The 26,269-nt window shown below is 60.8% G+C and carries 21 protein-coding genes and 1 tRNA gene; 4 read left to right on the top strand and 18 right to left on the bottom strand.

Annotation, left to right across the window (positions count from 1 at the left end):
* Positions 1-747: 747 nt before the first annotated feature.
* Positions 748-1,887 carry a hypothetical protein gene (locus ACX12L_RS13170; RefSeq protein WP_168727848.1) on the top strand — a complete coding sequence of 380 codons (1,140 nt, stop codon included), beginning with the start codon at positions 748-750 and terminating at the stop codon, positions 1,885-1,887.
* Between the two features lie 1,215 nt (positions 1,888-3,102).
* On the opposite strand, the gene ACX12L_RS13165 is transcribed toward ACX12L_RS13170, so the two are convergent.
* Entirely contained in the window at positions 3,103-3,684 is a 582-nt protein-coding gene (locus ACX12L_RS13165) for a recombinase family protein (RefSeq protein WP_168727849.1), read from the bottom strand.
* A 607-nt stretch (positions 3,685-4,291) separates the two neighbouring features.
* Between ACX12L_RS13165 and ACX12L_RS13160 the strand changes: the two genes are divergently transcribed.
* A complete protein-coding gene (locus ACX12L_RS13160; protein WP_168727850.1) occupies positions 4,292-7,054 on the top strand; it encodes a DNA methyltransferase in 2,763 nt (920 codons plus the stop codon).
* 258 nt (positions 7,055-7,312) lie between these two features.
* Here ACX12L_RS13160 and ACX12L_RS13155 read toward each other — a convergent pair whose 3' ends face one another.
* From ACX12L_RS13155 to ACX12L_RS13090, 14 genes are all read right to left on the bottom strand, one after another.
* Complete coding sequence (locus ACX12L_RS13155; protein WP_168727851.1) at positions 7,313-7,897, bottom strand: type II toxin-antitoxin system VapC family toxin; 585 nt, start codon at positions 7,895-7,897, stop codon at positions 7,313-7,315.
* Positions 7,897-8,631 (bottom strand): hypothetical protein, encoded by a 735-nt coding sequence (locus tag ACX12L_RS13150; protein WP_168727852.1) that lies wholly within the window; start codon positions 8,629-8,631, stop codon positions 7,897-7,899. The genes ACX12L_RS13155 and ACX12L_RS13150 overlap by 1 nt, the downstream gene beginning before the upstream one ends.
* 62 nt (positions 8,632-8,693) lie before the next feature.
* Positions 8,694-10,310, bottom strand: coding sequence for a phage integrase (locus ACX12L_RS13145; RefSeq protein ID WP_459263001.1), 1,617 nt, complete (start codon positions 10,308-10,310; stop codon positions 8,694-8,696).
* Positions 10,311-10,438: 128 nt separating this feature from the next.
* Positions 10,439-10,529 (bottom strand) — tRNA-Ser (locus ACX12L_RS13140).
* 95 nt (positions 10,530-10,624) lie between these two features.
* Complete coding sequence (locus ACX12L_RS13135; protein ID WP_459263000.1) at positions 10,625-12,307, bottom strand: thiamine pyrophosphate-binding protein; 1,683 nt, start codon at positions 12,305-12,307, stop codon at positions 10,625-10,627.
* A gap of 214 nt (positions 12,308-12,521) precedes the next feature.
* Positions 12,522-13,622: a mandelate racemase/muconate lactonizing enzyme family protein gene (locus ACX12L_RS13130; protein ID WP_459262999.1), complete on the bottom strand. Its 1,101-nt coding sequence runs from the start codon at positions 13,620-13,622 to the stop codon at positions 12,522-12,524.
* 14 nt (positions 13,623-13,636) lie between these two features.
* Positions 13,637-14,410 (bottom strand): ABC transporter ATP-binding protein, encoded by a 774-nt coding sequence (locus ACX12L_RS13125; protein WP_459262998.1) that lies wholly within the window; start codon positions 14,408-14,410, stop codon positions 13,637-13,639.
* Between the two features lie 3 nt (positions 14,411-14,413).
* Complete coding sequence (locus tag ACX12L_RS13120; protein ID WP_459262997.1) at positions 14,414-15,232, bottom strand: ABC transporter ATP-binding protein; 819 nt, start codon at positions 15,230-15,232, stop codon at positions 14,414-14,416.
* Positions 15,229-16,305, bottom strand: coding sequence for a branched-chain amino acid ABC transporter permease (locus tag ACX12L_RS13115; protein WP_459262996.1), 1,077 nt, complete (start codon positions 16,303-16,305; stop codon positions 15,229-15,231). The genes ACX12L_RS13120 and ACX12L_RS13115 overlap by 4 nt, the downstream gene beginning before the upstream one ends.
* Complete coding sequence (locus ACX12L_RS13110; RefSeq protein WP_459262995.1) at positions 16,302-17,162, bottom strand: branched-chain amino acid ABC transporter permease; 861 nt, start codon at positions 17,160-17,162, stop codon at positions 16,302-16,304. The genes ACX12L_RS13115 and ACX12L_RS13110 overlap by 4 nt, the downstream gene beginning before the upstream one ends.
* A gap of 29 nt (positions 17,163-17,191) precedes the next feature.
* Positions 17,192-18,391 (bottom strand): ABC transporter substrate-binding protein, encoded by a 1,200-nt coding sequence (locus tag ACX12L_RS13105; protein WP_459262994.1) that lies wholly within the window; start codon positions 18,389-18,391, stop codon positions 17,192-17,194.
* Positions 18,392-18,504: 113 nt separating this feature from the next.
* Entirely contained in the window at positions 18,505-18,729 is a 225-nt protein-coding gene (locus tag ACX12L_RS13100; protein ID WP_459262993.1) for a 2-hydroxymuconate tautomerase, read from the bottom strand.
* A gap of 16 nt (positions 18,730-18,745) precedes the next feature.
* A complete protein-coding gene (locus tag ACX12L_RS13095; RefSeq protein ID WP_459262992.1) occupies positions 18,746-19,852 on the bottom strand; it encodes a mandelate racemase/muconate lactonizing enzyme family protein in 1,107 nt (368 codons plus the stop codon).
* The gene (locus tag ACX12L_RS13090) at positions 19,849-20,121 is read right to left on the bottom strand and encodes a hypothetical protein (RefSeq protein ID WP_459262991.1); all 273 of its coding nucleotides are present in this window, start codon (positions 20,119-20,121) and stop codon (positions 19,849-19,851) included. The genes ACX12L_RS13095 and ACX12L_RS13090 overlap by 4 nt, the downstream gene beginning before the upstream one ends.
* A gap of 217 nt (positions 20,122-20,338) precedes the next feature.
* On the opposite strand from ACX12L_RS13090, the gene ACX12L_RS13085 reads away from it, so the two are divergent.
* Entirely contained in the window at positions 20,339-21,247 is a 909-nt protein-coding gene (locus ACX12L_RS13085) for a LysR family transcriptional regulator (protein ID WP_459262990.1), read from the top strand.
* Here the strand turns inward: ACX12L_RS13085 and ACX12L_RS13080 are convergent.
* Together ACX12L_RS13080 and ACX12L_RS13075 are read right to left on the bottom strand one after the other, a co-directional pair.
* Complete coding sequence (locus tag ACX12L_RS13080) at positions 21,244-22,161, bottom strand: SPFH domain-containing protein (protein WP_013519510.1); 918 nt, start codon at positions 22,159-22,161, stop codon at positions 21,244-21,246. The two genes, ACX12L_RS13085 and ACX12L_RS13080, sit on opposite strands and share 4 nt — an antisense overlap.
* A 71-nt stretch (positions 22,162-22,232) precedes the next feature.
* Positions 22,233-22,664 carry an NfeD family protein gene (locus tag ACX12L_RS13075; RefSeq protein ID WP_459262989.1) on the bottom strand — a complete coding sequence of 144 codons (432 nt, stop codon included), beginning with the start codon at positions 22,662-22,664 and terminating at the stop codon, positions 22,233-22,235.
* Positions 22,665-22,812: 148 nt separating this feature from the next.
* On the opposite strand from ACX12L_RS13075, the gene ACX12L_RS13070 reads away from it, so the two are divergent.
* Positions 22,813-25,173 (top strand): Orn/Lys/Arg family decarboxylase, encoded by a 2,361-nt coding sequence (locus ACX12L_RS13070; protein WP_459262988.1) that lies wholly within the window; start codon positions 22,813-22,815, stop codon positions 25,171-25,173.
* Between the two features lie 60 nt (positions 25,174-25,233).
* Here ACX12L_RS13070 and ACX12L_RS13065 read toward each other — a convergent pair whose 3' ends face one another.
* Complete coding sequence (locus ACX12L_RS13065; protein ID WP_459262987.1) at positions 25,234-25,983, bottom strand: TerC family protein; 750 nt, start codon at positions 25,981-25,983, stop codon at positions 25,234-25,236.
* Positions 25,984-26,269 lie beyond the last annotated feature (286 nt).

Below are 26,269 nucleotides of genomic sequence, written 5' to 3'. Positions count from 1 at the left end.
TTGATACGTGGCAAAATTGAGTGACTGAAGCTGCACCGAAAAAGGCAACGAACCCACCTATGGGGCATCGCTTCCTACTTTTCAACTATCTTGATGGATACCGTTGCCAATGAAATACCAAGAGCTAATGACTGAAGTCGAAATCACTACCGAAGAGGGCATCTTGGTTGTTTGTAGATTTAGGAATCTATGTGATAAAAAATGGGGAGATTTAAGAGAAATCGCAGGGGAGAGGCAAGTGCGCTACTGCAATGAATGTATGCAGCCAGTCTTCTTATGCCGCACGCGTGATGAACTAACCAAGCATGCAAGGGCATCGCATTGCATTAGCATCCATTGCGACTCATCTGATGGAGTCACTACTGGATTTATCGTAGTTTAGGTCTTGGCGCTATGGCCGTTTTTGGATTTTTTGCGGTTATCGCATTTGGCATTGCTCAATTTATCGCCGCCTACGCAGGGATTGCGGAGCACCTTAGCATCTTTTGGGTGGTAGGTATTCTGGTGGCATCGCTGCTCTTTAGGTTTACATTTCCATAATTATAGGAGCCTTCTTTGGAAAAATGGATGTTTGGGGGTTTCATTGGACTGTCGTCTCGTTATTGAAGTCGGCAAAGTAATAAGGAGCAACATGTCTACTCTTGCAATCCTGGCAGCTATGAGTATAAATATATTAGCTGTACATGGTCAAGGAATAATAATTGCAACACCTATGCCGGTGTCAATGAGGAGTTAAGTATGGGTCTAATGAATTGGTTCCTTCCCTCCCGTCGATTCCTCGCACGCGCACATATTGAAGGAGGGCTGCAAGCTTGGAAGAGGCGCGGCCTCTTTGATGGAGATCCAGCTGCAAGCGCGAAAGCAGTCGAGAATTTTTCTGCCCCCCGACTGCCAAAAGCCATGATGGACAGCATAAATCCCTCGTTGCTGGCAGGCATCTGGTTGGTGTCGTTTATCAGTGGCTCCCGTGCGGAACGAGATCAACTTCTGCCATTTGCTAATGTGGGATTGGTTCTCCTGCGTATGGCGACTACGCCAGACTCGAAGCTCACCCCCTGGGAAGAGAGTACCATTCAGCGAGCTACAGAAGAGCTAATAGATTTCATCGATTCTAGCCCAATCAATCTTAATCCTCCTGCGAGCAGTTCGCAGCGCGAGGTTGTTCCTATTGATGGGCCTAGTTCGATGTTCTGCATCATCGCAGAGCGTAATTACCTAGACGCTAGATATGGAGTGGGAGGCTGGCAGTTGGTCAGTCAAGCGTCTATCGAGGAAGACGGGCGCTTTTATGACAAACTCACCATTACCCTCATGCAAGGAAAGGAGGCAGTTGTCTGGTTTGATCTGACAGAGTCGAGGAAACAATGGACGACTGAGGGCAACTTGCAAGCCTTGCAGGGTTTTCAGCAAATGGCATCCGAGACAATTGGTAAACACAAGCTTGATACTGCAAAACAGGTCATCACAGAATGCCTGAACAACTTAAAATACCGAGAAGTGCATCGTGAGCTTACTTCCTATCTCCCTATTGAGGAAACCGTGGCACGGCTCAATGACCATGCAGTTAAAGAAAAACTGAATGCAGAGGAGTTGGCCTTGTTGCTGGTGGATGCCGGAATGGCAGATCGCAGTGCTGCCACAGCCAGCGCCACAGGTATGTTTAGCACGACATTCCATCCAGCGCTGGGGGAGGGCTCCAAGGATATGGCCCAATCTCTGGCGGCTGCTGGATTGGCCCGCCATGATCGACTACTGACAGAAGTTTTCAAACGTGCTGCCGAGAAGGGAACGCTCCTTGTTCCTCAATATGGATCAGCCGGAACTGCCATGAAGAATACACTTGGAGCGCTGATAGAGCCGTCTATCTCGCCTGAGAAGAAAGTCTAATGGCGAGACACCAAGAGATCGTGATAGTGCAATGATCGAGTTTATCAATAGAATGAAGTTTTAAAACCTATAGAGAGCTATTAAGCTCTACAAAAGCACAATGGCATTGTATGGCTCAAGTGCTGCCGATATATTGCCAGTAGGAAACATGAATTCTTATAGTTCTTATGGCTAATTTGTACTTATTGACCATAGAATTATAGGATATTTCTTATGGCTCTCCTCGCCCTCGCTTCGCTCGGGCTCGGATAGGACGTTTCTATCCTATGGCGAGCAAGCCAGCGGCGTGCAAGGAATAAGCCGATGAAAGTTTGTGAGCAAACTAGCGATCATTCGGTTTAGTGGCCGGGTTCCTACGCCCTTAGCCTACAATCAAAGCCTAAGCAGCTACGCTTAAGCTCTGGCCCATGCTATCCGGTAAATCCTTGCACCATAGCCGCAAACTTCGCAGGGCATATGACCCTATAGGTGAGTGTGATTTATCTACGTGAAACGCGGACTAACCATCGTGCTATCCTAGCCCGAAAGGCTTAAGAATAGGGGATGTGGCGGCCGCTTGCTTTGCATGAACATAACCGATGATGCCCTATAGGTTGGCCGGTGAAGGCTTGCCGATAGTTCATTATTCTCTGTGGTGACAAGAAGGGGCATTCGGCAATGCGAGTGCTCACCGAAATCAGGCGCAGATTGTCGGCGTTTCGCAATCCCCAGCAAGCCCCTCAAATGCCCCAGAAAGGCCGCCAAAAGATTGAGCCAAGGGATGGGTGTTGGCGAGCTTTTTAATGCCCGCAAGAGCCCTTTATTCCAATCTGCGTAAAAACCACCCGCCTTGCAAGCCCATGTTGGAGGCTGTGCAAGCTGGTTTGCTATGGCCCATGCCTTGGTTGAATTGATTAGGTATTAAGCCTAGGAAGTACAGCCCCTATCCTCACCCGGCTCAAGCTCATCGCGCCTTCCTATATCAAGTAGGATTGTTAATCCTTGATATGAGGTTGTCGAAGTATGCTTTTCACGGTATGACTGCTTGCGCAGAAGCTATTTAGATGCTCACCTATTCGGGTGGGGCTAGTTCCTAGTCGTACCTTCCAAGCCTCGTGAGAGGGAAGTGTCGTTCACAGGGTAAGCATCGACAGGGTGGCCCGGTCAGTCAGTAGAACATGAGTAAGCTGGCAACTCATTATTCTACGTGGTGACAGGAAGGTAGTCCGTCCAAGTCTAGGTTGTAACTTTGTCCCGCACACGCATCACGGTTTGTCGACTCGTTTTGAAATCCCTCGCCAAAGCAGCCACGGAATAGCCTTCTGAGAGCTTTTCGCGGAGGATGGCTACCTGCCCCTTGTCGAGACTTTGGGGCCGCCCTATGGCCTTTCCTGATGCCTTGGCGAGGGCCAATCCAGCCTGCGTCCGCTCGATCAGCAAATCCCGCTCGAATTCGGCTACTGCCGCAATGACGCTCATCGTCATTTTTCCTGCTGGGCTTGTCAGGTCAACTCCGCCCAGTGCGAGGCAATGGACACGGATTCCAGACTGCGCCAACTTCTCAACCGTGGCGCGAACGTCCATGGCATTGCGCCCTAGACGATCTAGCTTAGTAACGACTAGAACATCATCGGGTTCCAGCTTGTCCAATAGGCGCTGAAAGCCGGGGCGTTGCTCTGCAGGTATGGAACCAGAGATAGTCTCCTCAACAATCCTGCGCTCGTTGAGTGCGAAGCCTGCGGCAGTGATTTCAAGGACTTGATTCTCAGTGGTCTGATCGGTAGTGCTAACGCGGCAGTAGGCAAAGACTCGGCTCATGTTGTCATCCTATGTACGAAATGGATGTACGAATTATGCCGTGTGTCCAAAAATCCGTCAAGCTAGGTTTTGGACATGCCGCCAGTAGGTGTCCGTAACCGGTCGGTTTTGAACACAATGAGGGTCAGCAGGCACACCTGAAACGCAGCGCAAGCCCCGCCCATGGACTGTGGCAACGATGCGGAATAACCATGCAGTTGCGACGCTGGCCGCAGCGAAGACGATGTCGCAAACAGGGCAGAGGGCAAGCCCGATAGACAGGCAGAACGCGGGGAGCCTCCTGGAAAGCATCACCGTTGAAGAAGAGCAACGCGCCCATACGGGGGGCATGCTGCTTCCCGTGTTGGAACTGCCACCTTCGCAAGGGCAATTCAAATTTGACTTCCCCTAAGACTATGAAGAGCCTTTGCTTAAGGGAAATGTCTAGTGAAGCCCTATTGTGCGCGCCATCGATGCGGAATTCAGGCCTCAAGCGACGGGCGTGATACCTTCTACGCTGCAGCAGCGCAACAAATACCGTGCAGCCAACCAACACGGCCGGCCCCGCCTAGGATTAGACTTCGTGGGCATACGAAATTGCGCCTATACACAAGATCGGGAGGGTTAATTGCCGCTTAGCTGGAACGAAATTCGCACGCGTGCCACGGCCTTCGCCAAGGAATGGTCCAATGCGACGGACGAAGACGCCGATGCCAAGAGCTTTTGGGACAGTCTTTTTCAGGTCTACGGAGTTCCTCGACGTAGGTTTGCAACGTTCGAGAAGCGGGTTACTCGTGGCGATGGCAGCAAGGGCTTCATCGACCTGCTGTGGAGGAAGGTGGTCTTAGTCGAGCACAAATCGCGCGGCAGAGATCTGGACCGGGCGCACGCGCAGGCAAAGGATTACTTTCCCGGCATCCGTGATCACGAGCTTCCTCGGTACATCGTTGTCTGCGACTTCGACAAGTTCCGAGTGACGGACCTGGAGAAGGATAAGGTCACCGAGTTCCGTCTGAAGGACCTACCGAACCGAGTGCAGTCGCTCGGCTTCATTGCTGGCTACGAGGCTCGGACCTTCAAGGATCAGGATCCTGTCAACATCAAGGCCGTGCTTAAGCTTGGCGCCTTACACGACGAGCTGAAAGCGGTGGGCTACGATGGGCACGAGCTTGAGGTTTACCTTGTCCGACTGTTGTTCTGCCTGTTCGCTGACGACACCGGCATCTTCGTGCCTCGGGACATTTTCCAAGACTACATTCAGACCCGTACGAACGAGGACGGAAGTGACCTTGGGCCAAGGCTGCAGGAGCTCTTCGAGACACTGAACCGGCCTGTCGAACGTAGATACAAAACGCTGGATGAGTCGCTGCAGCAATTCCCATACGTCAACGGACAGCTATTTAGCGAGTCGATCCCGGTGGCGCCGTTCACAAGCAACACGCGCAAAGCGCTGCTGGAGTGCTGTGATGTGGACTGGGGACAAATTAGTCCAGCCATCTTTGGTAGTCTGTTCCAGTCCATTAAAACAGTCGAGCAGCGGCGCGACTTAGGCGAGCATTACACCAGCGAGAAGAACATCCTCAAGGCTGTCCAGGCCCTGTTTCTGGAGTCTCTGCGGGCGGAGTTCGAAGCGATAAAAACGCAGGCGGCGAAGCTACGTGCATTCCACGACAAGCTAGCATCACTCAAGTTTCTGGACCCGGCCTGCGGCTGCGGCAACTTCCTGGTGATCGCCTATCGGGAATTGCGCCTACTGGAGCTAGACGTGATCCGGGCGCTGTACGGGCGAGAGATGCAGCAACTGTCACTTGACGCCATTAAGGATTACGTCAAGGTGGATGTGGACCAGTTCCACGGCATTGAGATTGAAGAGTGGCCAGCACAAATCGCGCGCGTCGCGATGTGGCTCATGGACCACCAACTTAATGTAGTGGTCAGCCAGGAGTTCGGGAATGCGCTGGTTCGGGTTCCGCTCGTTAAGATGGCTAATATCGTCCACGCCGACGCGCTCACCTACGACTGGGAGGCAGTACTACCGTCAGCCAAATGCAGCTACGTGCTCGGCAACCCGCCGTTTCGTGGTGCAAGAGTCCAGTCTGCTACACAGAAGGCCTCGCTCGCTGTGGCGATGGTTGGCGTACCAGACTCAAAGAATCTCGATTTAGTTTCGGGCTGGTACGTCAAGACAGCGCGATACTTGTCGGCCACAGCTAAGGCGGCGCTTGTCTCGACCAATAGCATTACACAAGGCGAGCAGGTTGGTCCTCTTTGGAGCTGGATGCTTTCGCAAGGCATCCAAATCCACTTCGCTCACCGCACCTTTAAGTGGCAGAACGAGGCCAGCGGGCAGGCTGCAGTGCACTGCATAATCATCGGCTTCGCTTTGCACGCACCCGAGCGTCGGCGCCTATTCGACTACGACACTGTTACCTCGGACCCGCACGAGGTTGCTGCGACCAACATCAACCCCTACCTAGTTGATGCGGAAAATATCCTGCTAACCAAACGCACCAAGCCAATTAGTCCAGGCGTGTCGAAGATGGACTTCGGATCGATGGCTAACGACGACGGAGCACTTCTGATCGACACGAGGGAGCAGCTTCGAGAAGTCCTGGCTGGCGGCAAAGGAGCGAGGGCATTCATCCGCCCATTCTTACAAGTAGAAGAATTTCTATACAACAACAAGCGCTGGTGTATCTGGCTGGATGGTGTGGAGCCGTCCGCCTATCGGCATATTGCTACGATCATGAAGCGCATCATGCATTGCCGTGAACATCGGCGCAAAAGCACCCGAGCTGCGACCAACAAGTTGGCTGAGACGCCTGGTTTGTTCGGCGAGATTCGGCAACCCCAGACTCGGTATCTTTTAGTTCCTCGACACACGGGAGAGAGCAGACGCTACATCCCGATGGGATTTATGAAACCAAGGATGGTCTGTGGCGACGCCAACCTAGCTGTGCCCAACTGCACGCTGTTTGAATTCGGTGTAATGTCGTCGCTGATGCACAATGCTTGGGTAGCCGGTGTTTGCGGCCGAATCAAGAGCGACTTCCGCTACTCGGTCAAGATCGTCTACAACAACTTTCCCTGGCCGAAGGATGTGAGCGAGAAGCATCGCGCTGCCGTTGAGGCGGCTGCGAAGGCCGTTCTCGACACACGCAATGCGTACGCATCACAGAGCCTTGCCGACCTATATGACCCGCTGGCTATGCCTGGGCCTCTGCTACAGGCGCACCGTGCGTTGGACCGAGCCGTGGATGCCGCGTACACCAAACGAAGGTTCGCGTCCGACGCAGAGCGAGTCGCTTACCTTTTGGTGCTTTACAAAGAGCTGAACGACTCACTGCAACTGGTAGCAGCGGCAAAAAAGGTACCAAGAAAAAGGGCGTAGGCAGAACGCAGGAATGCGTTCCGAAAGCATCCCCGTGACGAGCAACGGGCCCATACGGGGGGCATGCTGCTTCCCGTGTTGGAACTGTCACCTTCGGAAGGGCAATTCAAATTTGACTTCCCATATGGGGTACGACGCCCCTGCCTTGCCAGCAACCTCTTTCAAGTCGGTCTATTCCAGAAATGGTGAGACTCGGCAAGCACGGCGCGGGTTTCCGGCTAGGTGCTAGCAACTAGCGAACTCCGGGCTACCGGCGTCCTACTCTGAAGCCGAGGGTTGGTTCCTGGCTGCGAGCCCAAGCCGCCGGGCGCCCAGTTGAATTGGGATAGTCGGAGTGGAAAGAACCTCATCGATATGGACTTGAGCCGCCCATGCGGGCAGTGGCAAATCTTCAACCGCAATGCACTGCATCCCTACCAATTTAGCGATCTTTGGAATGTCCCCATCGGTCGAGATGATCCGATCGACCTTCGCCACTCTGGCAATCGCGACGATCTGGCGATCGACCTTGACCTTTTGCCAACTGACGTCTCGGGTGAGTGGTGCCCGCTTATGCCCGCCGGATGCGATGGCGGTCTTGTCCATCATCGCGCATTCAACGGCTGCCACATGGTCGAAACTCGCGACCTTGATCCGGCGATTACTCAAGAGCTTTGCCAGCAATTCCTGTCCTGCTTGATCTGCGCCACTGGTGTACTCACCGACTACCTGAACCGGGATGATCAATTGCCCATTGGTGCTATCAATGTCTTCCAGTAGCCCTTTGAGCCGGGCAGAGACTTCGGGTGCGATTCGAGGGTCCAGCAGCTTGATCAGCGCATTCGTGTCGATCAGCACCTTCATCAGTGATCCCCTCGGTACTTCTTTTCCCACTCGCTGATCGGATCTTCCAACCGATGCCAGAGGTTGTTCGGCACGCGCCTAAGAGTCTCGAAGAGGTCCACCAACGACGAACTGTCAGTCTCTTCGAATGAGAGCACCTCCATAGCGCTGCAAGTCCATTGCCCCTCTTCGTCTCGGGTCCATGTTGCATTCCCATTGACCTTGATATCTGCACCGAACAGATGCTGGGCCAGCTTTCTCGCTTCGTCCCGCCCCTTAACGTTCACATCAACGAAAGCGCCATCCGGCGTCTTGAGCGTCATGGGTACGGTGTCGTCCCTGCCTCCAATCTTGATCACTTGACCGATTAGGGAATCAGGCTGGTAGACAGTTTGAACTTGTTCCGGCTTCTTTTGGGGTGTGCCCGGGAAGGCGATGACTATGCCGCCCTCTGTATTCTTGAGCTCGCCCCGCCACCCTTTCGACCCAAGGTAGTCGTTCAGCTTGGCGATCTTAGCGGAGGGAGCCCCAAGCCGCATCTTTGCAAGTTGCACGAAAACATCCTGGCGGGCGGATTGATCCACCTTTGCCAAGATCCGGGCACTGCCATCTTTCAGGGCGCCGAAATGGACACGCTCATGCTCGCCAAGTAAATCAGCGAACCTCTTCGCCAAATCGGCGAACTCGTCCAACGACAGCGTCTTCTTCGACGTGCCGAGGACGTGCAGTTCGTATTGCCAGTCGAGCGGTTTCATGATGTTTCAGCAATAGATTCTGCCATCAGATTCTGCCATCTTAAGTTTGATGCCCAAACCTGTCATGCGTCACCGCAGTACGCAGGAATCCGCTTGGTCGGAAACTCCAGCAGTTCAATAACACGCCGAAGCCGCTCGGCCTCACGCCTGATCGTTGCTGCATAGACCTGTCGTCCCACCCCGTTGCCAGCATGCCCTGTGATGGCGTCAGCCTGCGCATCGGTGGCGCCTGCCAGTCGTAGCTCTGAGGCGACAAGGTGCCGGAAGGAGTGAAACGACTTGGCCGGGGACGTGAAGCCCTTGGCGCTTTTGAAGGTTCCGAACCACTTGCCAAATTGGCCGCCTGCACCGTTCTTGCCCTCTTTGGGCAGATGCGGGAAAAGTTCGCCTTTCGGGAGGGAATTCACATAGTCGCAGAGGCCTAGCCGGATCAACTCCGAGTGCATGGGGACTGCCCGCCAAGAGCCCGTGTTTTTAAGCTGCTGGCCGCGTTGCGCATTGGCCCTGAACTCAAAGGCCTCCTTTCCCGACTCGGTGGCTACATCATCCGTCCATAGCTGTGCGATTTCTGTCAGACGTGCCCCGGTGTAGCAGGCGATTAACGGTATCCAGTAGGCCGCCTCTTTGCCCGCTTTCTTGTCGGTGGGGATTGCATGTTGCGTCCATAGCGGATCGCTGAAGATCAGGCCCAGCTCGTCCTTTGTCCATGGCTCGCGCCCTTCGGATTCCTTGCCGCCGATTTCAACACTCAGGCGCTCCAAGGGATTGCTTGTCAGCCAGCCTTTGTCCCGCGCAACATTGAACAGGGCGCGTAGGCTTACGAGGATGTTGTCCGCCGTGGTTGCCGTCTTGCCGTTCTCGATGGCCCAAGCTTGCAGCTTGTCGCGGAATTCAATGCCCATGGTACGGGTGACGGTATGTAGGGGTGGGTCGCCCATCAGGCTGACGAACTGATCGGCATGGCGCTTGTAGGACTGCTGTGTTCTTGCTGGCTTCTGCCGGATAGCGACCCATGCGTCGTAGGCATCGCTGATCTTTTTGCCGTTGGCGAGCGTGGCGGGCTGCTGCTGTGGTGCCTGCGGCTGGGGGAGCGCGTGCGGCGCTGCGTTCAGCTCCATCAAATCGCGGCGCTGCTGGGTGTACCGCACGCGCAGCGGGAAGGTTCGCCGCTCGTTAGTCAAGGCCTCGTGCATGACCTCCAAGAGCATTAGTTGATGGCCCCCATACTCGGTCACGATTTCCGGTGCTGTGGCGTCCCCGTACTTCTTCGCGCCGTCTTCCAACCACTCGGGCAAAACGCCCTTGGCTAGGCATTGCCGCAGTTCGTCAATTTGGCATTGCAAGCCATGCGCCCGTGTTTCCCGGTCTTTGCCGGGGACACGGCTGTACGTGTCATCGAGGCGGGCGACGGCGCGCTCCCATTGCGCAAACAGACGGCGCCGCAAATCAGGCATGTCTATCGGGCGCGGCTTGCCTGCGCGAAGGGCCTCAAAACGGGCATCCCACTCGGCATGCAGCACTTTTGCTTTGGCATTGGCCTCCTTGAGGTCAGAGGTCTTGAGCGAGGCACGGATCGCCCACCCACTGGGGAAGTGGACGAGGAGGTCTTGCGGGGCACGGAGGCCGAATTGGTAGATGACGGAATCGGGGCGGCGATGTACGCCGGGGAATCGGGTCACGGTAGCTTGGTTCACACGTAAACCTTACACGGTTTGCCGGGGAGCTACCTCTGGCACGGGCCTCGTTTTCAGAGGAGCCGCAAGAAGAAAGGGTTAGCAAGCGAGTGCCTGCTAACCCTTCTTTTGACTGGCGGAGAGGGCGGGATTCGAACCCGCGGTGGGCTATTAACCCACACACGCTTTCCAGGCGTGCGACTTAAACCGCTCATCCACCTCTCCGAAGCCCGCCATTATAGCTATGGTTGCAGGGCTTTTTTGCCTACCAGTCAGGGGCGGGCAAAAAAGCCCTGCGGTTTTTTGTGCCTGCCCTCGCATCAGCCCCTGGCCAGCGCCGCCGTGCGGATGCCGTCGAGCGTCCCCGTGGGCGTGATGGCCTGCGGGTCGATGAGGCAGTGCAGCAGCGCGGGCAGGCCGCTGGCGCGTGCACGGGCCAGGGCGGGGGCGAAGTCTTCGGTGCGCTCCACGCGCTCGCCGTGGCCGCCGAAGGCCTGGGCGTAGGCCTTGAAGTCGGGGTTTTTGAGTTCGGTGGCGCTGATGCGGCCGGGGTATTCGCGCTCCTGGTGCATGCGGATGGTGCCGTACATGGCGTTGTCCAGCAGCACCACGATGAGGGGCAGGCCGTACTGCACGGCGGTGGCGAATTCCTGGCCGTGCATGAGGAAGTCGCCGTCGCCCGCGAACACCACCACCTCGCGTTCGGGCCACAGGCGCTTGGCGCCCACGCCGGCCGGCAGGCCGTAGCCCATGGAGCCGCTGGTGGGGGCGAGCTGGCTCGCGTAGTGGGTGAAGGGCCAGAAGCGGTGCACCCAGGTGGCGAAGTTGCCCGCGCCGTTGCAGAAGATGGTGTCGGCGGGCAGCGCCTCCTTGAGGTGCTGCATCACCCCGCCCATCTGCAGGCTGCCGGGGATGCGGATGGGCGCGGGGTCGCTCCAGGCCAGGTATTCGGCGCGCGCGGCCTGGGTGTGGGCGCTCCAGCGCGGGGCGGCCGCGGGCAGCAGGCGCGCCAGCGCCGCGGCCATGGCCTGGGGCGTGGCGTGTATGGCCTGCGCGGGGCGGTACAGGCTGCCGAGTTCGTCGGCGTCGGCATGCACGTGCACCATGGGCTGCGCGGGGTTGGGAATGGCGAACAGCTCGTAGCCCTGAGAGGGGATTTCCGACAGGCGCCCGCCCAGCACCAGCACCAGGTCGCTGGCGCGGATGCGCGCGAGCAGCCTGGGGTTCACGCCCAGGCCCAGGTCGCCTGCATAGCTGGCGTGGCTGGCCGGGAACAGCATCTGGCGGCGGAACGAACAGCACACGGGCAGCTGCCAGGCCTCGGCGAACGTGCTCACATCGCGCACGGCCTGTTCGGACCAGCGGCTGCCGCCCAGGATGACCACGGGCCGCTTGGCCGCCTGCAGGCGCTCGCCCAGCTCCTGCAGCGCGGGGGCGCCGGGGTGGGTCTCGGCCACCTGGTAGGGCAGGGCGTCGGCCACGCTGGCGGTGGCCGTCAGCATGTCCTCGGGCAGCGCCACGACCACGGGGCCGGGGCGGCCCGAGGTGGCGACGTGGAATGCGCGCGAGACCAGCTCGGGCAGGCGGGCCGGGTCGTCGATGTCCACCACCCATTTGGCCATGGTGCCGAACACGGCGCGGTAGTCGAGCTCCTGGAAAGCCTCGCGCCCCTTGGCGCCGCGCGCCACCTGGCCCACGAACAGGATCAGGGGCGTGGAGTCCTGGTGCGCGATGTGCACGCCGGCCGACGCGTTGGTGGCCCCGGGGCCGCGCGTCACGAAGCAGATGCCCGGCCGGCCCGTGAGCTTGCCCTGCGCCTCGGCCATCATGGCGGCGCCGCCTTCCTGGCGGCACACGGTGACGGCGATGTCGGCATCGTGCAGCGCGTCGAGCACGGCCAGGTAGCTTTCGCCGGGCACGCAGAACAGCTGCTTCACGCCGTGGGTAATGAGCTGACGCACCAGGATCTGGCCGCCAGTGCGCGGAGTGGGGGAATGATGCATTTTGGGGTTTCGATTTTTATGACTGTTGGTAACTTTCCAGCGGCTTGTCGTTGGGGTGAGAGAAGAGTTCGCGCAGGGTGTTTCCCAGGGGTAAATTCAGACTGATGCTTTTCGGGGGAATGGGGCTGACAAGCCACTTGTCTTTTCCATTCGCTCGATTGCATCAGACGCTTGATGACGCCATCGACAGCGGCCTTGAAAGCTGGAACACGGGTTAGCTCAAGCGATAACGTTCCACCAGGACCGGATCGGGGTCGCAGCCCAATCCCGGGCCAGGCGGAACCATGAGGCTCCCGTCGGCTTGCGGCACGCCGTATTCACCGAAGAGCGAAGCTTCCAGCCGAACGCCGAAGCATTCGACGCCACCGGTAAGCGCCGGATAGCGCGCCGCCAATTGCAGGGTGGCCAACAACCCGGGACCGAAATACGGCGAATGCGGCGCGAGCCGCTTGCCGGCGTGTTCTGCCAGCGTGGCAACCTGCGCGAATTCAGAGATGCCGCCCACCTTGGTCACGCTGGGCTGCATATAAGTCACGGCAGCGCACTCGGCTACTTGGCGAAACTGCCAAGCGTTGGCCACGTTCTCACCAACCGACAGCGGCACATCGGTCGCCGCGGCAATGCGCGACAGGCCCGCCAAGTCTTCAGGAGGCCAAACGGGCTCCTCGAGCCACTTGAGTCGAAAAGGCTGCATCCGACGCGCCATCTCCACAGCCTCTGTGGCGGGCCATGCGCAGTTCACGTCGACCATCAGATCCATTTCATACCCGGTGGCCTTGCGCGCGGCGGCCACGGCCTCCACCGTCACTTCGTGTAGCTTGATGCGCTGGAAGCCGCGCTCCATGCTGATACCGCAGGCGCGCGCGACGGTCTCCGGATCGTTCAGCCTCATCAGGCTGTTGTAGGCCATGATCCGGTCACGCGATGCGCCACCAAGCAATGCAGCGACCGACATGCCGGCGCGCTTGCCGGCAAGATCCCAGAGCGCGATATCGAGGCCGCTTAGCGCGTATTGCACGGGGCCGCTCCGACCGAAGAGGTGCAGGGGCTTCTTTAGCGCATCCATCAACCCCGCGATATCACTCGAGTCGCGGCCCAGCGCCAGCGGCCGAACGTTGTTGAGCAGTGCAGCGACAGTCGCAGGAATGATGTTGTAGCCGAATGCCTCGCCCCATCCCTCCAGCCCGTCGTCGGTGCTTACCTTGACGAGCAGATAGTTCATCTTGTGCCAGGTTGCCCCGCCAAAGCCAGTGGGCGGCCCATCATGCTCGAAGGGAATGGCGACAGGAATGGCCTCGATAGCGGTGATTTGCATGCGCGGACCGCCGTTCAACTGCCCAGGTAGATGCGCTTGATCAACTCACCGGCCTGGACCACGGCAGGAGTTCCGTGGCCGCCGACCCTGCCAGTTTCGATGAGGTAGCTGTAGTCGGCGTACTTGAGCGCCTCCTTCACGAGCTGTTCCACCAGTAGGATCGAGATGCCCGTATCACACAGGTCGCGCGCGACAGCCAAGATGCGCTCAATCACGATCGGTGCGAGACCGCCCGAGGGCTCGTCGAGGATCAGCAGCAGCGGCTCGGCAATGATGCCCTGGGCCACCGCAAGGATCTGCTGCTGGCCGCCGCTCAAGCGCGAGGCGAGCTGATGGCGGCGCTCCGCCATTTCGGGGAATAGCTCGTAAATACGCCCAAGCCGGGAACGATCTCCTCCGGACTTGTGAGCGTAGGTGCCGATTAGCAGGTTGTCCTCAACGCTCAACTGCGTGAAGACGCGGTGGCCTTCCAGCACGTTGACAATCCCGGCGCGCACGATTGCGCGCGGCTCTAGTTGCGTGATGTCGTGGCCATCGAAAGTGACGCGGCCTGCCTTCTTGGGAATCAAGCCGCAGAGCGCGTGCAGCATCGTACTCTTGCCGGCGCCGTTGCGCCCCAGCAGCACGACAAACTCGCCGCGGCGCACCTCGAAGTCAACACCGTGGACGACCTCGGCCTTACCGTAGGCGACCTGCAGACCACGAATCTGCAGCAGTGCGGGCCTTTCAATTCGGATGCTGTCGGCTCGTTGTGCGGAGATCTGTTCGGAGGTAGCAGACGTATCCATCTCTCAGGCCCCCAGATAGACCCGAATGACTTCCGGGTCGTTGCGAACTTCGTCGGGCGTACCGTGCTTGATCATTTTTCCAAGATTCAAGGTGGTCACCCTATTGCAGATGCGGAACACGAAATCAGTGTGGTGCTCAACGATGAGCACGCCGATGCCGGTGTCGCGCATGGTGAGCACGATGCGGGCGAGTTGCTCGATTTCGTGCTCGGTCAAGCCTCCGGCCGGCTCATCCAGCAGGATGAAGTTGGGCCGCATGGTGAGGCCGCGCGCGATCTCCAAAAACCGTTGCTCAGCGTGATCAAGCAGATTGGCGCGGCGGTTCATGAGATGGCCGAGACCGACGCCATGAAGGATCTCCGCCGCGCGCTCGCGCGTGATGCGGTCTTCGCGACGTGCCTTGGGCAGCGCGAGTGCGCTTGAAATGAAACCTGCGCTCCTGTGCTCCCAGCCACCGAGCATGGCGTTGTCCAGCACACTCAACGTGCCCAGCAAGCGTGGCTTCTGGAAGGTGCGCGCGATGCCGTAGAGCGGGCGGCATTGCGGCGCAGCGCCGGTCAGGTCTTCGCCGTCGATGGTGATAGTGCCCTGATCGACCTTGTAGAACCCGGTTAGCAGGTTCAGGCAACTCGTCTTGCCGCTTCCGTTGGGACCGATCAGGCCGTGCACTTCTGCGCTGCGAAGCGACAGCGACACCGAATCCACGGCGCGAACGCTGCCGAAGCTGCGGCTGATCTCATGCGCGTGCAGTTCGTGCGCGCTGCGGCTGCGTGCCGTTCCGTCCTTCCGGGATACAAGCCGCGCGTTAACAGCTGTGTTCATGCTTCGTTGTCTCTCTGGATGGCGGCGCTCAAGCGCTTAAGATCAGGCGTGATGACCTGCTTGGTCACGCGTGTCGGATGTAGTTTTTCCCTCAGCACGGCCACCACACTGCCAATACCTTCCGGCACCAGCAGCACCACCGCGAGCAACAATGCGCCGTAGAAGAACTGTCCGAGCTTGGCCAACGGGGCTACCACTTCGGGGAGCGCCGTGAGAATGATCGTGCCGACCAGCGGCCCGAGGATCGCGCCGCGACCACCGATCACAATGCAGATGAAGAAGAACATCCCCAGCTCGAAGTGAAAAGTGTCGGGCGTGATGTAACTTTGCAGCGAGCCGAACAGCGCCCCACCCAGCGCTGCCGTCGCGCCGCTGAAGGTGTAGACCGTGAGCTTGATAGTAAAGGCTGGTACACCGACCGAAGACGCCGCGATCTCGCTATCGCGTAGCGCTACCATGGCCTTTCCCCACATCAGACGAGTTACGTTCCAGGTCAGCAGTGTGATCACCAGGGCGATGCCTGCGACCAGCCAGTAGAAGCTGCGCAGCGAATCAAACGGCGCGGGCAGCGAAGGCACCGGCAGGCCTGCACCGCCGCCAGTGAGGCCGTCCTGCGCCAGCAGGAATTCGCCGACGATCATGGAGAAAGCCATGGTTGCCATCGCGAAGTAGAAGCCAGGCAACCGCAGCGAAGGCAAACCAAGCACGAAACCGCAGAGCGCGCCGATAGAGGTCGCAGCGCCCATTGCCAGAAAGGGCGGCACACTGTAGGTGTTTGACAGGATCGCGAAGCCATAGGCGCCGATGGCCAGCAGCGCCACGTGGCCCAGCGACAGCAGCCCGGTGTAGCCGACGACAAGGTTCAGGCCCGCGACCAGGATCCAGAAGGTCGCGATCAATGCTGCGACATGCAGATGATATTCATCGCTGGACCAGAACGGGAGCGTGGCGATGGCTAGGACAGCGATGGCGACGCCGGCCTTGCGCCGCAAGGCCGAATTTGCCGTGGCGAACACTGCGCCGGGCTCGCGTTGCAAGGCGCCGTTCGAAAGGGGTTTGGTGTTCGCGGTCATACGAGACGGGTTTTCCGATTGCCAAGGAGTCCCTCGGGCTTGAGCAGAAGGAATGTCATCAGCAGGCCAACCGCGATGGTTTGCTGGTAGGCGCCGCCAAAGTAGTACGTAGCGATGCTGGTCAGCAGGCCCAGCAGCATGCCGCCGACCAGGGCGCCGGCGTTGCTGCCCAGCCCGCCCACGGCAAGCGCGATGAACCCGTTGAGCGTGAGCGCCAGACCCAGCGCGAAATAGGCGTAGGTGAGCTGCCCCGCCGCAAAGCCCGCGATGCCGCCCAGCAGGCCGGAAATCGCATAAGAGGCCGCGCGGATGCGGTCGGTAGCGATGCCTCGTGCGCGCGCAGCGAATGGATCCTCGGATACAGCCACAAAGATCTTGCCGAAAAGCGTGCGGCGGTAGAACAGCTCCAGGGCAATCGCGATGGCGATCACGGCCCCAATCGGCAACCAGTATTTCTGGTCCCACGGTCCGGCGGTGAAGTCTTGCGGAATTAGCCTCGGGAAGGGACGCGGCTCGGTGCCCCACCACAGGCCAACCCCTTGCTGCACGATGGTTGCGAGCGCCAAGGTGCTCAGCAGCCACAGATGCTCGTCGGAACGGGCGAGCACGCGGCGGATGGCCACGAGCTCGGTGATCAGCCCGAAGACCACCGCCGCCGCGATTGAGCCCAGCAGCCCGACGATCCAATGCAGCTTGAGATCGCCGATCAGGAAAGCACCGGCGATGCCACTAACCATAAAAATATGGCCGGTGGTCACGCTCAGCACCTTCGAAGTTGAGTACATCACGTTGTAGGCCAGAGCGGCGGCGGCATACAGCGCTCCCATGGCCAGACCGGTGACGAGGACGGTTAGCATCGCATCACACTCCTTCCGCAGGATCGCTTTTACTGTGCTGCGCGCTCGAAGCTGCCGTCCTTGAACGTGCTAGCGCGGTTGATGACGATGCCGGCGTCGGGGAAGCCGTTGCGCTCCTTGGGGCCAAAGCTGTAGTACGGGCTATAGACACCCTTAAGGTTCTGGGTTTTCTCCAGTGCCTCCTGAAGCGCCTTCGGATCGGTCAAGCCTGCGGTGCGGATGGCGTGCTCGATTACCTTGACGGCGTCATAGCCCATGGCGACCCACCAGAAGGTGAAGTCGATCTTGCCACCGAGCTGCGGCTTGATCGCATCCATCAACTTCTGTGTGGGCTCTGGTAGCTTGCCATTCGCGTCATATGTAGTGCTCGCGTAACCCACGGAGTAAGTGTTTTCCCAATAACTGGGCGAGTTGAGAAGCGCCTTGATGGGCGTTCCCATGATGGCTGGATGGCCGACGACCGGTACGTTCCACTGCATATCGCCGCGAGCATTGAGCACGCGGGCGAGCAGGCCGGTGGCCGCCGTCCAGGGCATGATGACGTCGGCGCCCGCTTCGCGCGCCTTGGTGATCTCGTCTGTCAGACTGGTCTTGTTCACGTCCACCACCACGGAGTAGACCGGTTTGATACCCTGCGCCTCGAGTAGCGCCACTGCTTTCTTGGAGGTCGCCACGCCGTAGCCGGTGTTGTCACCGATGATCGCGACCTTGCCCTTCTTGAGCGTCTTGGTCGCATACTCATTTGCATTGCGGATCCATTGCTCGTTGGTGCTGATGACGCGGAAGGCGCGCGGATACTTCACGGGATCGGTCAGCTCGTCGACCGTGCTGATGACGATGTTGGGCACGCCGGCGCGCGCGACCACCGGCACGGTGGCCAGCGATTCGCCCGAGTTCACCGGACCGATGATGAAGGCTACCTTGTCGCTGTGCACAAGCTGATTGGCCAAGTTTACCGCCTTGGTCGGATCGCCGGCCGTGTCCCGCGTCAGCAATTCGAGTTGGCGGCCATTGATACCGCCGGTCTTGTTGATCTGGTCGATAGCGAACTGGACGCCCTGATTCTCGGCAATGGCCGCCGACGACAGCGCGCCGGTCAGCGAAGACAGCCAGCCGATCTTGATCGTTTCGGCCGCGTGGACTGACAGCGGTGCTGCATAAATGCACGCCGCCGCAGCGGCGCTGGAGAGTACACGGGCGAGAATGGTTTGGCGATGCATGATGTGCATGATGGGGGCTTTGTCTTTGATGAAAGAAGAAGAGCACTCTGGCCAAGCACGGCCGGTGACGGACCTCGCGATGCGAGCAATTACGCGAAGAGGGCTGCGTAGATACCTAGTACCTAGGAAGACGGTCCAGACTTGGCCACGCCCGCCGTCGCGAAGTGCAGCGGCGGTACCTCGTTGACCATGATGCGAATGCTTTCCATTGGCGCGCCAAGGGTGCTATGGACCGCTTCTGTCACAGCCTGGTACATGGCACGTTTCTGAGCGTCGGTCCGGCCGACGATCATGGTGATCTGGATGATGGGCATAGGCCTGTCCTTGGTTGGGTGATGCCGGGCCATACCGGCGGGATGAAATTCAAACTGCGATGCGCCAGCGGTCGACGGCATCCCAGTTGAAAGTGAAGCCGACCCCCGCGTCCCGAGGCAAGTCGACCAGCCCATCCGTGCCCAGCACCATGCGCTCGCTGAACATGGGTTCGAACCACGGCATGTGCTCAGCGTAGATAGCATTTGGCGACGCGGCGACGAGATGGAGGCTGTGCTCGGTGAAGATGTGCGGCGCCACCGGGATGTCGTGTGCGGCGAGGTAGCCCATGGCCTTGCGCGCCTCGGTGTAGCCGCCCATGCGTTGCAGGTCGGGCATCATGATGTCGGCTGCCCCAGCCTCCACCATTGCCCGGACTCCGTAGCGCGTGTATTCCGTTTCGCCGTTGGCGATTGGCGTGTCCAGCGCCCTGGCTAGCTCAGCTGTTTCCTTGTGACACCAAGTCGGCAGGGGCTCCTCGAACCAGGTCAGCCCGCTCGATTCGAGTGCCCGACCCAGTCGCAGCGCGGTCGCGGCGGACAGGCTTTGGTTGGCGTCGGCCATTAGCGCGAAGTCCGGACCAACGACCTCGCGCACCGCTTCCACGCGGACGATGTCGTCTTGCCAGCGCGGCGATCCTAGCCGCAGCTTCATTGCCTTGAAACCCTGCCGCATGAAGTCTCGCGCCTCCTGTTGTAACTCGTCCAGGCTCGAGGAGAGCCACAGCCCGGCGCTCGCATAGACGGGAACGCGGTCGCGGCATGCGCCGAAAAGCTGATACAGTGGCCGATCCGCCGCCTTGCCGATGAGGTCCCAGCAGGCGATGTCCAACGGACTCATCGCGAGCACCGCAATGCCTGCTTGCCCATAGAAATTGAGCGACCGCAGCAGATCGGCCCAGATCGCCTCGACGTGATGAGGGTCACGATCAATAAGCTTCGGCTTGAGGCTACCGACGAACTCGGCAATGGCACGCAGCTTGTTCGGATCGAAACAGAAGCAGTAGCCTTCCCCCACCAGGCCCGCATCGGTATCCACACTGACCATCAACGTCGCGACCGAGCGGATTTCATGGATGGCGGTGCGCAGCGGTTTTTGCAGCGGCAACTCGATGGCAGCAACGCGCACATCAGTGATACGAAGTTCAGGCCGCGTCATTTCGCAGGCTCCTCGTCGGCACGGAAAGCCCCCTGCTTGTTTGAGTCATTGCTAGAAAATCCAAAAATAATCACAAATGAATTTTCATTGGCGCCCAGCGCATAGGCCATGGGCGGCGAGGCTTCGCGCACGCCCAGCATCACCTTGCCGGACGTCTTGATCTTGTCCAGCGTGATCGATGGCGGCTGGGCCAGCGCGGCGGGTAGGGTGGCGCACCACAGGGCCAGGGTGGCAACGGCCGCAGCCGCCTTTTTGTACGAACTTGCCATGTCTTGTCTCTTTGAAAAAATTGTGCTGGCGAACGACACACAGCAAATATCCACGCTTGCGGGCCCGATGCATAGCGAAAGATTGGAACGACTTGATGTAGATTTGGAATGAAGTGCTTGGAGTTTCTCCGGTCTGTGCCCCGGGCTGATATCGCTAGTGAGCTGCTGGCACCATGGCAGGCATCCTGGTTTGGGCTTTCAAACATTTCATCGTTGCATGACCCTATTGCGCAAGACCTTTTTGCCGCCGATCGCCGATCTGCTGGCCTTTGAAGCCGCAGCGCGGCACGCCAGCATCTCGCGCGCGGCCCAGGAACTGCACCTCACGCAGAGCGCCGTGTCGCGCCAGATCCGGCAACTGGAGCAGCGGCTGGGCATGGCGCTGTTCCACCGCGTGCGCCAGCGCATCGTGCTCACCGACGCGGGCCGTGTCTATGCCGCCGACGTGCATGCCGCGCTGCAGCAGTTGTCGGCCGACACGCAAAAGGCCATGGCGCTTTCACACGCGGGCGGCCTGCTCAACCTGGCCGTGCTACCCACGCTGGGCACGCGCTGGCTGATTCCTCGCCTGGGGCACTTCACGGCCCGGCACTCGAGCGTGACTGTGAATTTCGCCGCCCGCACCGAGCCTTTCGACTTCGCTGGCACGCCGTTTGACGCAGCCATTCACTTCGGCGCCCCCACCTGGGCCGGGGCCGTGTGCGAGTTCCTGATGCGCGAGGAGGTCGTGCCCGTGGCCAGCCCGGGGTTTCGCCAGCGGCACGGCATTCGCACGCCGCAGGACCTGGCGCGCGGGGTGCTGCTGCAGCAAAGCACGCGCCCGACGCAATGGGCCGACTGGTTCGAGCAGGTCGGCGCGCCCACCACGGTGGCCCTGCGCGGCCCGCGCCTGGAGCATTTCGCCATGATCGCCCAGGCGGCGGTGTGCAGCCAGGGTACGGCCTTGTTGCCACGCTTCCTGATCGAGCAGGAACTGGCCGACGGCAGCCTGGTGCAGTTGTTCGATGACGCCGTGATCAGCGCCGACGCCTACTACCTCGTCTACCCCGAGGCTAGGGCGCAGACGCCGCTGGTGAAGGCGTTCCGGGACTGGCTCGTGGCGGAGTGCGCGGGCAGCGCCGGCTAGCCGCGCTGCTGGCCGGTCTGGATCATCTTCATGGCCGAGGACACCAGGGCGGAGACCTCGGTCATGTTGCTGGGCACGATGAGGGTGGTGGTGGCGTCCGCGGCCACCTTGCTGTAGGCGTCGACGGCCTTTTCGGCCACCTTGAGCTGCACGGCCTGGTCGCCGCTGGGCTGGCTGATGGCGGCGGCGATGCGCTCGATGGCGGTGGCCGTGGCCTCGGCCACGGCGGTGATGGCCGCGGCCTCGCCCTGGGCGTTGTTGATGGCGGCCTGCTTCTCGCCCTCGGAGCGGGCGATGAAGGCCTCGCGCTCGCCGGTGGCGATGTTGATCTGCTCCTGGCGCCGGCCCTCGGACGCGGCGATCAGCGCGCGCTTCTCGCGCTCGGCGGTGATCTGCGCCTGCATGGCGCGCAGGATCTCGGCCGGCGGCGTCAGGTCCTTGATCTCGTAGCGCAGCACCTTCACGCCCCAGTTCAGGGCCGCCTCGTCGATCGCGGCCACCACCTGGGCGTTGATCATGTCGCGCTCCTCGAAGGTCTTGTCCAGCTCCAGCCGGCCGATGACCGAGCGCAGCGAGGTCTGCGCCAGCTGCGTCACGGCCGTGATGTAGTTCGACGAGCCGTAGCTGGCGCGCATGGGGTCGGTCACCTGGAAGTACAGGATGCCGTCCACCTGCAGCTGCGTGTTGTCCTTGGTGATGCAGATCTGGCTGGGCACGTCCAGCGGGATCTCCTTGAGGCTGTGCTTGTAGGCGATGCGGTCGACGAAGGGGATGATGAACTTGGGGCCGGGCGAGAGCGTGCCCGCGTACTTGCCCAGGCGCTCCTTCACCCAGGCGTGCTGCTGGGGCACGATCTTGACGGCGCGCGCGATGAAGATGACGGCGATGACGAAGAGGACGATGGCGACTTCCATGGGTTCTTGGCTTTCTGCGCCGCCAGGGGCGGCTGGGGTGAAGGGGGAGGCCGGATGGTAGGCGGCGCGGGCTACAGCGGATCGACCAGCAGGCGGTTGCCCACCAGCTCGGCCACGCGGTGCGGGCCGGTGGCGGGCGTGATGCCGGGGCGGTGGATGGCGGTCCAGCTCGCGCCGCGGTATTTCACGATGGCGGTGCCGTCGGCCTGCCAGGCGTCGATGTAGATGGTCTCGCCCACGTCGAGGTTGACGCTGCGCTCGGCGCGCGCGGAGGGCTCGCCCGGGCGGCTTCTGCGCGAGAGGTAGGCGCCCAGCACCGTGCTGGCGCCCACCACGGCGCTCACCAGGATCTGCGCCGTGGTGCCCAGGCCCGCGTGGGCCGCCACGGCGCCCGCGGCCAGGCCGATGGCCAGCATCAGCAGGTAGAAGGTGCCGGTCAGGAGCTCGGTCGCCACGGCGACGCCCGCCATGAGCCACCAGAGGGTGGATGCATCCAGGTTCACAGGCAGGGCTCCTTCACGCGTGTTGCGGCTTGTTGTTTTGACACCAAGCGATTCTGGGCGAAATGCGCGGGCGTTCATAGGGTAGATACGTATTTTCCTTACACTTCGCGCCTATTTCGTTTTTTGGCCCGGTTGCCGGAGGCAGCGCATGAAATTCCGCTTTCCCATCGTCATCATCGACGAGGACTATCGTTCGGAGAACACCTCCGGCCTGGGCATCCGTGCGCTGGCGCAGGCCATCGAGGCCGAGGGCTTCGAGGTGCTGGGCGTGACCAGCTACGGCGACCTGTCGCAGTTCGCCCAGCAGCAAAGCCGCGCCAGCGCCTTCATCCTGTCGATCGACGACGAGGAGTTCACGCTGGGCACGGGGCAGGACCCCATCATCCACAGCCTGCGCCACTTCATCACCGAGGTGCGGCGCAAGAACGCCGAGGTGCCGATCTACGTGCACGGCGAGACCAAGACCGCGCGCCACCTGCCCAACGACATCCTGCGCGAGCTGCACGGGTTCATCCACATGTTCGAGGACACGCCCGAGTTCGTGGCCAAGCACATCATCCGCGAGGCCAAGAGCTACCTGGAGGGCGTGCAGCCGCCGTTCTTCAAGGCGCTGCTGGACTACGCCGAGGACGGCTCGTACAGCTGGCACTGCCCGGGCCACTCGGGCGGCGTGGCGTTCCTCAAGAGCCCCGTGGGCCAGATGTACCACCAGTTCTACGGCGAGAACATGCTGCGCGCCGACGTGTGCAACGCGGTGGAGGAGCTGGGCCAGCTGCTGGACCACAACGGCGCCATCGGCGAGAGCGAGCGCAACGCGGCGCGCATCTTCAACGCCGATCATTGCTTCTTCGTCACCAACGGCACCAGTACGTCCAACAAAATGGTCTGGCACCACACGGTGGCGCCGGGCGACGTGGTGGTGGTGGACCGCAACTGCCACAAGTCCATCCTGCACAGCATTATCATGACCGGGGCCATCCCCGTGTTCCTCAAGCCCACGCGCAACCACTTCGGCATCATCGGCCCGATCCCTCAAGCTGAGTTCGAGCCCGCCACCATCCAGGCCAAGATCCGCGCCAATCCGCTGCTCGAGGGCGTGGACGCCAAGACCGTCAAGCCGCGCGTGCTGACCCTCACGCAATCGACCTACGACGGCGTGCTCTACAACACCGAGACCATCAAGGGCATGCTCGACGGCTACGTGGACAACCTGCACTTCGACGAGGCCTGGCTGCCGCACGCGGCCTTCCACCCGTTCTACGGCAGCTTCCACGCCATGGGCAAGAAGCGCGCGCGGCCCAGGCATTCGGTGGTCTACGCCACGCAGTCCATCCACAAGCTGCTGGCCGGCATCAGCCAGGCGTCGCACGTGCTGGTGCAGGACTCGCAGACCACCAAGCTCGACCGCCACCTCTTCAACGAGGCCTACCTGATGCACACCAGCACCAGCCCGCAGTACAGCATCATCGCCAGCTGCGACGTGGCCGCTGCGATGATGGAGCCGCCCGGCGGCACGGCGCTGGTGGAGGAAAGCCTGGTGGAGGCGCTGGACTTCCGCCGCGCCATGCGCCAGGTGGAGGACGAGTTCGGCAAGGATGACTGGTGGTTCAAGGTCTGGGGGCCGGACGCGCTGGTCGAGGAAGGCCTGGGAACGGCCGAGAGCTGGATCTTCCGCAACAAGGGCAAGAAGAAGAACGGCGCGGCCCGGTGGCACGGTTTCGGCGACCTGGCCGACGGCTTCAACATGCTGGACCCGATCAAGTCGACCATCGTCACGCCCGGCCTGAACCTGGACGGCAAGTTCGACAAGACCGGCATCCCGGCCAGCATCGTCACCAAGTACCTGGCCGAGCACGGCGTGGTGGTGGAGAAGACGGGCCTGTACAGCTTCTTCATCATGTTCACCATCGGCATCACCAAGGGCCGCTGGAACACGCTGCTGGCCGCGCTGCAGCAGTTCAAGGACGACTACGAGAAGAACCAGCCCATGTGGCGCATCCTTCCCGAGTTCTGCCAGCAGCACAAGCGCTACGAGCGCATGGGCCTCAAGGACCTGTGCCAGCACGTGCACCAGCTCTACGCCAAGTACGACATCGCGCGCCTGACGACCGAGATGTACCTCTCGGACCTGACGCCCGCCATGAAGCCCAGCGACGCCTACGCCCACATCGCCCAGCGCAGGACCGAGCGCGTGGCCATCGACCAGCTGGAAGGCCGCATCACCACGAGCCTGATCACGCCGTACCCGCCGGGCATCCCGCTCCTGATCCCGGGCGAGGTGTTCAACAAGAAGATCGTGGACTACCTGAAGTTCGCGCGCGAGTTCGCCAAGCTCTGCCCGGGCTTCGAGACTGACATCCACGGCCTGGTGGAGATCGAGGACGACCACGGCAACGTGAGCTACTACGCGGACTGCGTGGCCGAGACGGGCCGCGCGGCCAACACCCCCAGGCCCAAGGGCAAGCTGGTGCAGGTGGGGGACGACGGGCCTTTCGGGCGCACGCTCTGATGCTACTTTATTGAGAGCTGCTAGCGCTTGTCCATCAAGCGCTGGAGGCTGAAAAGATGCTCAATGGGCAAGCGCTCCCTTCTGGCGGGAGGCGAGCAGCTTGCCCAGGGCCAGCACGAGCAGCGCCCCGGCGACGTGCGCCGTCCAGTACAGGGCGGCGGGGATCGCGGCCTCGCCCTGCGCATCGGTGACGGCCGGCTTGGGCATCCAGGTCCACTGGTCGGGGTCCATGAAGGCGGGGTCCGTGACCAGCATGCCGCCCGCGATCCAGCCCAGCAGCATGCCGCCGGCCGTGACGATGAGGGGGAAGCGCTCCATCAGCCTGATCACCAGCTGGCTGCCCAGCACGATGATCGGAATCGAGAACAGCAGGCCCAGGGCCACGAGCAGCAGCGAATGCTCGCCGGCGTTCTGGGCCGCGCCGGCGATGGCGATCACGTTGTCCATGCTCATCAGCAGGTCGGCCATGACGATGGTCTTGATGGCCGACAGCAGCTTGTCGCTGCCCTGGATGTCGCCATGGCCGTCCTCGCCGGGGGCCAGCAGCTTCACGCCGATCCACACCAGCAGCAGGGCCCCGACGAGTTTCAGGAAGGGGATGTCCAGCAGCGCCATCGCGAAGGCGATGAGGATCACGCGCAGCACGATCGCGCCTGCCGTGCCGAAGACGATGCCCCTGGTGCGCTGCGCCGGGGGCAGCCTGCGGCAGGCCAGCGCGATGACCACGGCGTTGTCGCCGCCCAGAAGAATGTCGATGACGATGACCTGGCCCAGGGCCACCCAGAATTCGGTGGATGTCAGGAAGTCCATGGGATTGCTCTTGCCTCCCCGTTGCTTGTTGTGGCGAGCATGAGGCTGGCGGCGGGGCCCGGGCGGGCGGCCTCCGGCTGCGAAGGCCTTGAGTATGGTTCTGATGGCGGCCTTCGGTACCTGCGCGGCCGCATGCCAAGGCCGGCGGCAGTGGTATCCGCCTGAGATGCGCCCTGGCCGCGTGGCTCGTCCGCGCGCACGCGCCAGAACAGAAGCGCGCGAAGCGCGGCAGCCCGCTCGTGTGCGTGCCGTTGAAGCGGTAGGTCATCACCGTGCCCGGCCCAGG

The sequence above is a fragment of the Alicycliphilus sp. T452 genome, assembly GCF_054512775.1.
The sequence above is the reverse complement of the archived record's forward strand: the minus strand, read 5'-3'. Positions and strand labels throughout refer to the sequence as shown.